This is a genomic window from Emticicia sp., assembly GCF_049241225.1.
Classification (GTDB): Bacteria; Bacteroidota; Bacteroidia; order Cytophagales; family Spirosomataceae; genus Emticicia.
This window is the reverse complement of the sequence record NZ_JBMLRC010000189.1, coordinates 40273-51530: the sequence shown is the minus strand read 5'-3', so window position 1 is coordinate 51530 and position 11258 is coordinate 40273. Positions and strand designations below refer to the sequence as shown.

At 37.4% G+C, this 11258-nt stretch carries 7 protein-coding genes; all 7 read left to right on the top strand.

Annotation, left to right across the window (positions count from 1 at the left end; translation table 11 throughout):
• Positions 1-473: 3-coathanger stack domain-containing protein (locus tag ACOVO2_RS10690; protein ID WP_421769958.1), on the top strand; the 473-nt coding region annotated here is incomplete at its 5' end.
• Positions 474-978: 505 nt separating this feature from the next.
• The gene (locus tag ACOVO2_RS10685) at positions 979-4281 is read left to right on the top strand and encodes a SusC/RagA family TonB-linked outer membrane protein (RefSeq protein ID WP_421769957.1); all 3303 of its coding nucleotides are present in this window, start codon (positions 979-981) and stop codon (positions 4279-4281) included.
• Between the two features lie 20 nt (positions 4282-4301).
• Complete coding sequence (locus tag ACOVO2_RS10680; RefSeq protein ID WP_421769956.1) at positions 4302-6032, top strand: RagB/SusD family nutrient uptake outer membrane protein; 1731 nt, start codon at positions 4302-4304, stop codon at positions 6030-6032.
• 202 nt (positions 6033-6234) lie between these two features.
• Complete coding sequence (locus tag ACOVO2_RS10675) at positions 6235-7410, top strand: glycoside hydrolase family 88 protein (RefSeq protein ID WP_421769955.1); 1176 nt, start codon at positions 6235-6237, stop codon at positions 7408-7410.
• A 21-nt stretch (positions 7411-7431) separates the two neighbouring features.
• Positions 7432-8475 (top strand): LacI family DNA-binding transcriptional regulator, encoded by a 1044-nt coding sequence (locus ACOVO2_RS10670; protein WP_421769954.1) that lies wholly within the window; start codon positions 7432-7434, stop codon positions 8473-8475.
• Between the two features lie 10 nt (positions 8476-8485).
• Entirely contained in the window at positions 8486-10375 is a 1890-nt protein-coding gene (locus ACOVO2_RS10665; protein WP_421769953.1) for a glycoside hydrolase family 97 catalytic domain-containing protein, read from the top strand.
• 14 nt (positions 10376-10389) lie between these two features.
• Positions 10390-11253, top strand: coding sequence for an ROK family protein (locus tag ACOVO2_RS10660; RefSeq protein WP_421769952.1), 864 nt, complete (start codon positions 10390-10392; stop codon positions 11251-11253).
• Positions 11254-11258 lie beyond the last annotated feature (5 nt).

Here is an 11258-nt window from a genome sequence, read left to right as displayed (position 1 = left end):
CTGCCACTGGTGAAATCAAAGCCAAGCCAAATGCCCCTATGCTGAATGCTTCCCCACAAACAATCACTATCGGACAATCATCAGTAATAACGGCAAGTGGTTGCAATGGTGTTATAAACTGGTCAAATGGCAGTTCTGTCAATCCATTAACTGTGAGTCCAATTCAAACAACAGGATATACAGCAATATGTACACAAAGTGGTTGCGAAAGTACAGTTTCGACTACAGCCATTGTTACAGTAAACACTAACGAACCTTGTGTAAGGCAAATAAGCCTTTCGAGCACTGCTGATGACTACTCGAGTGGTACACGCTTAAAACAAACAAATGCCTCGAATGGAAGCATTACTGCTGCTAATAGAATAAGCGGCACAGCAAAAGTAGCTTACGAATCAAAAGTCATAGAGCTCAAACCAGGATTTATAGCGGAAAATGGTACTGTTTTTAGTGCAAGAATTGGAGGATGTAATTAAAAAAAGAGGCTGTCTCAAAAGTTTTCTTCACAAAAGAATATTTGGATAGCATTTGACATCTCAATCTCCCTCTCCTCGCAGGAGGGGGAGACTTTTAGCCCTTCTCATATGAGGAGAAGGTCAGACCGCCGATGCGATTGGGATGAGGCGACCGACACTCGGTGATTTGCTGAATATTATTTGGTTGATTTTACTTTTAAGACAGCCTCAAGTTATTACTTTCCTAAAATTTATTTGCTTGTTAAAAAAATATAACAATGTTGAGAAAGAATATTAAATAATTTTATTAAAAAATTTTGCTAAATCGTTTTACCTACTTAACTTTACAAAACAAATTGAAATAATTCAATTTCCAGCTGATTACAGCTCAAAAAGACCTTTATATGTTCATTTTCTTGAAGGTTTTTATTTTTTATTTAATTGCTTAAACGTTTAATCATTTTCCATTTATTCTGTTTTCCCATTTCATTAAAATGATTTTCTATTAATACTTAATTTATTCAATATGGTCAATCAATATTTAACAGGAAGGATTTCGAGGATTCTTCTTCTATCAGCCCTCTCTACTTTGACGGTGTCCTTTGCCACAACGAGTGCAACTGCAAAGGATAAAGTCGTCAAAGTACAAGAAAGAAATATCAAAGGTAAAGTGTCAGACCAAGGAGGCGGAACATTGCCCGGCGTGAGTATCACAGTAAAAGGTACAACTACCGGAACAACTACTGACTCCAATGGAGAATTTACAATAAAAGTTCCAAACGAAAAATCAGTTTTGGTTGTAAGTTATGTTGGTTATTTAACGCAAGAAATTACGGTTGGAAATCAAAACTCAATCACCGTAGTAATGCAAGAAGATACAAAGACCTTGGAAGAAGTAGTGGTAGTAGGCTACGGTGAACAGAGAAAAGAAACACTAACTGGTTCGGTAGTGAGTGTCGATGATAAGGTATTCAAAAACAGGGGCCCCATTGCAAACCCAATGCAAGCATTGCAAGGACAGGTTCCCGGTGTAGTTGTAACTCGAAACTCGGCTCAACCCGGTCGTGAAAACTGGAACTTCCAAGTCAGAGGTGCTTCCTCGACCAATAATACTGAACCTTTGATTATTATTGATGGAGTGCCAGTACCCCAAGCCAACGCCTTAAACTCAATTAATCCAAATGATATTGACAATATATCTTTCCTTAAAGATGCAGCAGCGTCTATTTATGGTTCAAGAGCAGCTGGTGGTGTGGTATTAATTACTACTAAACGTGCTAAATCTGGGAAACCTACCATTGAGTATAGCACAGCTTTTTCTCAGAAAGTTCTTGGGCTTCAACCAAAATTGTTAACAGTAGATGAGTGGTGGCCATTTATTAGAGAAGCCAGAACAAATGATGGTTTTGCCCAAACCGACCTTTGGCTGAACCTAACTAATGTCATGGAAAAAGCATTAAAAGATAACAAAACTGTAATTACCCCTGCCGAATATGTGGCCTATGGTACTCCTGGTGCAGCACTTTTTGGGGATGTTAGAGATTTTCCTTTTTTCAGAGAATCAATGCAGGATATTCTTTGGGGTAATGCCAATTCGATGGAACATCAATTGAGTGTATCGTCAAGAACAGACAAGGCCGGTTATAGAATTTCGTTAGGTTATTTGAATGATGGTAGCCTATTGCAGTACGGAAATAACTCTAACAAAAGATATAATTTCAGATTGACACACGACTATAACTTTTCTTCTAAGTTAAAAATGGGAACAAATCTCTCATTAGAGAGAAATGATATTATTCAACCAACTCTTTTGGGCAATGTATTAAATAATGGTATTCAACAAGGCTTACCTGCTTTCAATGCCAAGGGCGATGCATATTTGTGGGGTTCGGGTATTCAGAATGCTTCACAGGCATCGATTGCTAAATTTGGTGGTGACAACAAGGAGTTAAACACTCGTATCAACGTAAATACTAATCTTAGTTATGAAGTTATACCATCACTTAAATTGGTGGGAACAGTTGGATATTATTTATTGAATACTGATTACCGAACTTTTGAAAATAATATTCCATTTTATAATTATGACGGTAGCTTATTGTTATCGACACTTCCAACACGAAGCTCTTATCAGCGTGCGAATAAGCAAGAGGCGTACTACAATGCAAGTGCCTACGCAGAGTATGCTAAAAAGTTTAATTCTATTCACGATTTTAGATTAACTGCAGGTCTTCAATATGAGCGAAACGAGTACAACAGATTTTTCTCAAGAACATTGGATGTAGTTCCGAATGTTCCGAATTCATTATCATTAAGTACCGGAGACCCTACCACAAAAACTATTGGTGAAGCCCAAAATCATTATGCAATTGGTGGTTATTTCAGTAGATTGAATTACTCACTCAATGATAAATATTTATTTGAAGCAAATTTCAGATATGATGGTTCATCAAAATTTGATGCGGACAACCGCTGGCAAGGATTTTATGGTGCATCAGTAGGGTGGAGAATCAAACAAGAAAGTTTCCTACGTGATGTAAAGGCTATTGATGAATTAAAACTCAGACTTTCTTATGGTAAAGTCGGTAATCAAAATGGTATCGGCCTGTACGATTATATCCAGTTTTTAAATTTGAATTTCTCGCCAGGTGCAACATCGAGTGGCTTCCCGATTCTTGGTTCAAGTCCAGTAGTTAGGGTTGCACCAAACGGTACACTCGTGGCCCTTGATAGAACATGGGAAACCGTAATCAACCAAAATATTGGTCTCGATTTTGCTTTCTTGAACAACCGTTTAGTGGGCTCTTTTGATGCCTACATAAAAAACAACAACAACATGCTGATAAGTCGCACGTACTCAAGTTTACTGGGTGCTAATGCTCCAGATGGCAACAACGGAGTCCTACAAACAAAAGGATGGGAGAGTGCTTTACAGTGGAGAGATAAAATTGGAAGTTTCAACTACAGAATCGGCGGAAATATCTCAGACAATAACAATAACCTTGTTTCTTTTGGCGGACAAACCATCATTAGTTCAGCAAATAGAGGCTTAAATAGTGGGGTGGAAGGCCATCCGATTAACTCATACTTTGGCTTGGTTTATGATGGCCGAATCCAAAGCCAAGAGCAATTAGATGCCTATCGTAAGTTTATCACAGGAAATAATATTGGTATACCGAGTGGTGCTGCCACCGCTCAGGCAAATGCACGCCTCGCCATTGGTGATAATATGTATAAAGATATAAATGGAGATGGTAGGATTACCTTCCCTGAGGATGCTGTAAATTTAGGTTCGGATAACCCTCGATACATTTACTCATTCAACGGTGGATTCGACTGGAAAGGATTTGACTTTAATGTAATTTTTCAAGGTGTTGCTAAGAGAGAATTAATCAGAGACGGAAACTGGCGTTTACCAGCACAGACTATTTTCCAAGCCCAGAATGCAGCATTTTTGGGTCAAACATGGAGTAGTACAAATACCGATGCCTATTACCCAAGACTCTCCACTACCGGAACGATCAACAATTACAATTATTTCCCTTCTTCATTTGTAGTCGAAAATGCTGCGTATATCCGCTTGAAAAACTTAGTTGTGGGCTATACGATACCATCGGCACTGACTCAGAGACTGCACATATCAAGACTGAGAGTATATTTTTCTGGCAGTGATTTGTGGGAAAGAAGTAAAATCAAGGATGGCTGGGATCCCGAAGCTACCAGAAGTGTAGCAAACACTGGCGATGCAGAAAACAACAATGTTTCTACTTTTAGCCAACGATTCCCTTTTTACCGTTATATGACCTTTGGTTTAAATCTTACATTCTAATAATTTAATTCAACATTGAAATGAAAAATAAATATATAAAAATAGTTGTTGCAGCACTTGGATTAAATCTATTCGGACTATCGAGCTGTAATGATTTACTCGATATGAAGCCACTCAATGAGATTTCGGATGCTTCATATTGGCAAAACGCTGACCAATTCAAATTGGCGGCAAATGAGTTCTATACCTACTTGTACACTTTCACTGATATGATAGGTAATACTCCTCACGCCGATTTAAGGAGTGATTTATTGTATTCGAGGGATGGAGCAAACCCGTTCAGTAACGGAACAAATACGATACCAAATACAGATGGTAACTGGACCACAGCTTTCCGTAGAATCCGAGCGATTAATTTCTTTTTAGAAAAAGCTGAGGCTTACCCCAAGCCAGATGAAATTAAAAGTTTAGTAGCCGAAGCAAAATTTTTTAGGGCGTATGTTTATTTCGATTTGTTTCAATTACACGGAGGAGTGCCAATTCTAAAAAATGTGGTTACGGTTGATTCAGAGGCATTATCAAGCCCTAGGGCTACTCGTGAAGAAACAATTAACTTTATTATTTCAGATTTAGAAAGTGCCATTCCAGACCTACGTGTTGAAAGCTCTATTACAGCAGCTGACAAAGGCAGAATTAGCAAAGGAGCCGCACAAGGTTTTTTAGGAAGAGTTGCACTTTATGAAGGCACATGGCAGAAATTTAGAAACGGAAATTCGGCCAACAATTTCTTGGATAAAGCCATAGCCAATTCAAAAGCAGTGATTGATAGCCGTGAGTATCAACTATTTGCACCAGCAGCATTAGGAGACTCTGCTCAGAAATATATGTTTATTCTTGAGAATCAACAATCGAACCCAGCAAATATCACAAAAGCAGCCAACCGAGAGTATATTTTAGCCAATAGATATGACTTTAATTTGCGTCAGATACGCTCAAATATCACGCACGCTGCTCTGAATAACGTTATTTGGCCAACAAAAAAACTGGCGGATATGTACTTATGCCAAGATGGCTTGCCTATCAACAAATCACCATTGTTTAGAGGATATGCCACAACAACATCAGAGTTTCAAAACCGCGATAATCGTATGCGTTATACACTTTTAATGGATGGTGTCTTTCGTTTCTCAAATGAAAACCCAGGTGCAAGAACTACATGGAGAGGTGATGCAGCCGATAATGCTGGCTCAGAAGGAAGACACAATTCAGCATCTAATAGTGGATATGCCAATCAGAAATGGTGTACAGAAAGACGTTTAGTAGATAATGAAGAAGCCTATGACTACCCAGTGATTAGATACGCGGAAGTTTTATTGACATATGCTGAAGCAGTATTTGAAAGAAATGGGGCTATCTCAGATACTGACCTCGATATTTCGATCAATTTAGTAAGAAATCGTGTAAACAAGACCATGCCTAAATTGAGCAATGCCTTAGTTAGTAATAACGGACTTTCGATGAGAGAAGAAATCCGTAGAGAACGTACTCTTGAACTATACTTAGAAAGTTTCAGATTAGATGACCTCAAACGCTGGAAAACTGCCGAGATTGAGATGCCAAAGCCAATTCAAGGAATTACTTGGAGAGGAACAGAGTATGAGAGAAGATGGAGTGGCCTTGGAAACAGACTAATTGGAAATGTCTTTACTCTTGAGTCATCTCGTAAATGGGAAGAGAAAAACTATCTTTTACCTATTCCGACTCAGGAAATAAATCTGAACAAAAATTTAACACAAACAACAGGTTGGTAAATTGATATAAGTTAATAAAAGGTGTATTCGTAAAGACGCTTTTAGCGTCTTTACCTTTCAATTTTTGGGGGCAGTTCAGATAGAAGTATAGGCATTTTTTTTGAATCATTAAGAACTTTCCATCTTCTTCTCGCTGCAGAAATATTCAAAGCACTAACCTTCACTATAAGAATTTCTTATTACAAACCTTCCAAATACATCCATGAAAAAGAATCTCTTATTTGCTACTTTATTTTTAAGCTTTAATACCATCTTTGCACAAGACTTCGTCAATAAAAGCCTACAATATTCAACAGGTCAAGTAGAAAAGGCACTCGCTCTGATTCCTGATAAATCAAAGGATATTCCAAGAAATATTAATAGCACTACAACCAAATGGCGGTATGTTGATTTTAGAGATTGGACCTCTGGTTTCTGGGGCGGAACACTCTGGTATCTGTTTGAGTTTTCAAAGGATGAAAAACTAAAAAATGAAGCAGATCATTTTTCTCGTTTACTTACTCCATTAGCTTATGAAAAGGCTTTTGATCATGATTTAGGCTTTCAGATATTTTGTAGTTTAGGCAATGGATACCGAATCACCAAAAACCCCGATTATAAAAAGATAATATTGGCCGCTGCCGACACACTAGCAACACTTTACAATCCGAAAGTCGGAACCATACTTTCATGGCCAAGAAATGTAGCAAAATATGGTGGGCATAATACGATCATCGACAACATGATAAATCTTGAGCTTCTATTTTGGGCTTCAAAAAATGGTGGGAATAAGAAATTATATCAAATTGCGGATAAACATGCCGAAACAACTATGAAGAACCATTTCAGACCAGATTTTAGTTCGTATCATGTGGTAGTGTATGATACACTGACTGGAAAAAAAATTATTGGTCAAACTCATCAAGGTTATGCCGATAATAGCATGTGGGCAAGAGGACAATCCTGGGCAATTTATGGCTATACAATGGTGTATCGAGAAACTAAAAAGGCAAAATATTTAGATTTTGCTCAAAAAGTAACAGATATTTACCTAAAAAGACTGCCCAAAGATTTAATTCCATATTGGGACTTCGACGCCCCAAATATTCCGAATGCCCCTCGTGATGCCTCTGCCGCAGCAATTACAGCTTCTGCACTTTTAGATTTATCGAAAATGATTCCAAACAAAGCCAAGGCAGCTAAATATTACACGACTGCTGTAAAAATCTTAGAGGAATTATCAAGCGAACGATACCAAAGCAGAGCTACAAACTCAGCTATTTTACTCCATTCTACTGGCCACCATCCGAATGGTACCGAAATAGATGCCTCGATAAATTACGCAGATTATTACTATCTTGAAGCATTGATAAAGCTAAAACGTATAAACAAACTATAATATCGAAAAAAAACGTTAAATTTGGCAGCAAAAACCTATTATGCTTTGAAAAAGAAAAAGTCAATTGTCGATGTTGCAAAAGAGCTGAATGTATCAACAGCCACGTTATCGTTTGTTTTAAACGGAAGAGGTAGAGAAAAAAGAATCAGTGAGGAGTTAATTAAGCGAATCGAAGAATATATAGAAGCAACGGGCTACAAACCCAATTTTTTTGGAAAAAGCCTTCGCACTGGCAAAAGCCAAACTATATGTATGATTGTGGAAGATATTGCTGACCCTTTCTTCTCGGAGGTAGCCAGTGGCATTGAAAAGAAAGCTTTTGAAGCTGGCTACAAACTGGTCGTTTCTAGCTGTAACAATGAGCCAGAAAAAATCAGGGAAGTCATTACACTAATGTCAGACAGAAACGTTGATGGCTTCATTATTGCCCCAACCATACAAATTGAGGATTTAATCCTAAAACTTCAAGAAGAAGGCAAGCCTTTGATTCTATTTGATCGATACCTGCCTGAAATCGAGACATTCAACGTGATCGTTGATAATGAATATGGCTCATATAAAGCAACTGAGCATTTGTTCGACAACGGGTTTAAAAACATTGCTTTTATCACCCTCGAATCCGAACAAACCCAAATGCAAGGTCGCTTAAAAGGCTATCTAAAATTTATCGAAGAAAACGAATCAGCCAGTAAAGTACTGCAAATAAAATATGAATTACAATATGAGCAGATTACTAGAAAGATAAAAACATTTTTGAAAGATAATCCCGAGATTGATGCTATTCTGTTTGGAACAAACTACCTGACCGTAGGCGGAATTAAAGCATTGAAACTCTTAGGTACGATGGGTAATAAAATAGGTTATGTCAGTTTCGATGACCATTTTTACTATGAGCTTTTCACACCTTCAATCACGGCCGTTTCACAACCAATCGAATTGTTATCCTCAACGATTATCAATAATATGTTAGATATGCTTGATACCACTAAAAAAACACAGAAGAAAAAAGAAACGATAATTTTACCCGTTTCATTAATTATCAGACAATCGTCCATACCCAAATAATTTTTTTGCTATGTTGCTAAATCGATTAATCATTTATGTAATTATAATAATAAATGTGTTTGTTTCAATTTCGGTTGAGGCACAAATAAAACGCATTGTACAATCGCCCGATGGGAATTTCCAGGCTGTCTTTCACCAAAATTTTGAAGAAAATAAAGCTCCGAGATTTAGTTATGAAGTTTTTTATAAAAATCAGCCGATAGTTTTAAAATCAGAAATTGATGTAAAAATCAATAGCTTGCTTTCGGATATTGCCATGGCAAGACCCACCAACACTCGCCCAAGATGGTTTGATAATTTGGTTTATTTATCAGAAAACACCACTTCAAAAGATACTACGTGGAAACCACTTTTCGGAGCAAATGAAAGCATAAGAAATAATTATAACGAAACAATCATCACTTACAAAAACGAAGTTAGACCAGATATAACCGTTCAATTCATTTTCAGGGCATCAAACGAAGGAATCGCTTTTCGTTATTATTTCCCAGAAAATGGAGAGGGAACGTATTATTCAATAGAATCAGAAAATACAGAATTTAAGTTTCCAACAAATACAAAAATTTGGCATACAAACCATGCCCAAGGGAAATACGCTAAAATAGGTGTCAATGAATTGAACGAAGAAACCGAAAGACCTTTGGTATTTGAGTTAGCCAATGGTATAAAAGGCTGCATAGGAGAAGCGGCCATGATAGATTATTCACGGACAAAATTTAAGTTCAAATCCGAGAACACGCTCACTACAAGTTTATATGATAAAGTAGATGCTATCACCGAATTCGGTACACCATGGCGTGTAATCATGGCAGCCGAAAAAGAAACTAAGCTGATAGAAAATAATTTTATCTTTCTTAACTTAAATAATCCATCAAATTTCAAATATACTTCTTGGATTCAACCGGGTAAAATTATTCGAGAGACTACCCTGACCACCAAAGGAGGCAAGGCCTGCATTGATTTTGCCAAAGCACATAATTTACAGTACATCTTGTTTGATTGGAAATGGTACGGACCAGCATTTTCATTCAAATCAGATGCTCGTCAAGTGGTTATTAAAGACTTGGACATGCAGGAAGTGATAAGATACGGAAACGAAAAGGGCATTGGAGTTTGGGTTTATGTAAATCAACAAGCATTACTCAAGCAAGCAGACCAGATTTTTCCACTCTACAAAGAATGGGGAATCAAGGGCGTTAAGTTTGGTTTTGTGCAGGTAGGCTCACATCGATGGACAACCTGGCTTCATGAGATGGTTCAAAAGTGTGCGGACAATCAATTGATGGTGAATATCCATGACGAATATCGGCCAACTGGCGAACAACGTTTCTGGCCTAACCTCATGACAGCGGAAGGAATCAGAGGTAATGAGGAGTTTCCTGATGGTACTCACAATACGGTTTTGCCATTTACTCGTGGTTTGGTTGGTCCAGCAGATTACACCATTTGCTATTATGATAAACGCCTAAAAACTACCCACGGTCATCAATTGGCTATGTCGGTAGTCAATTACAGCCCTCTACAAACACTCTTTTGGTATGATACACCATCAAAATATCAGGGAGAGGCAGAGATTGAGTTTTTTGAAAAAGTTCATACAACATGGGACGAAACCAAAATTATTGATGGAAAAATTGGTGAATACATCATTACGGCACGTCGTAAAGGCAATGAATGGTTTATTGGAGCAATTAATAATGACAAAGCACGAGAAATTGAAATTACTTTGGATTTCTTAGATAAAGATAAGGTTTACGATGGTAAAATATTTTATGATGATGAAAAGCTAACTACCAAAACCAAAGTAGCTATCAGCCAACAAAAATTTAGTTCGACTTCTCATCTAAAAATTTCATTAGTACCCAACGGCGGCACAAGCATTTGGTTAAACAAAAACTGAACTTTTACAAAATTATGCACAGTTCAAATAAACATATAGGAGTAGATATTGGAGGGTCACATATTACCTCAGCGTTGATTAATTCCGAAAACGGAAAAGTAGATTTTGGTTCTATGCAGCGGGTTCATGTCAATTCGCACGATTGTGCCGATAACATCCTTGCACAGTGGACTTCGGCAATCGAAAACACGATAGGCTCAGACTTTAGCAAACTTTCAAAAATCGGGATTGCTATGCCCGGCCCGTTTGACTATGAAACTGGCGTTTGTCTGATGCAAAATGTCAATAAATATGAAAGTCTATATGGATTAAACATCAAAAAATCTTTGGCTGAAAGATTAGAAATTGAATCGGAGAAAATTCAATTTAAAAATGATGCTGAGGCATATTTGGCAGGTGAAATGACTTCGGGTGCTGGAGTTGGATACAAAAAAAGCATTGGTCTTACTATCGGAACAGGATTAGGTACTGCCATCTATGAGAACGGTAAAGCCAAAGATTTAGGTTTAGGGTTCACCTATAAATTCGAGTCAGGAGTAATCGAAGAATATGTTTCTACACGATGGTTTTTGGCCAGATATGAAGAATTAACCAATACAAAACTCGATGGCGTAAAAGCAATTTCCTCAATTTATGATTCGGATAAATACGCCAAACAAGTATATGACGAGTTTTCTAGGCATTTAACCTATTTTATCAATGAGTTTATTTCTATTTTTTATCCAGAAGTAATCGTTATTGGCGGAAATATCGCCAATTCATTTCATATCTTCTACCCAAGTATTCAAGAGTTTTTAGACAATCATTATCCAGGTATCAAAGTAGTTAAATCCAAATTAGGCGAACAAGCGGCCCTAATCGGAGCTATTAATCCTTAATAAAT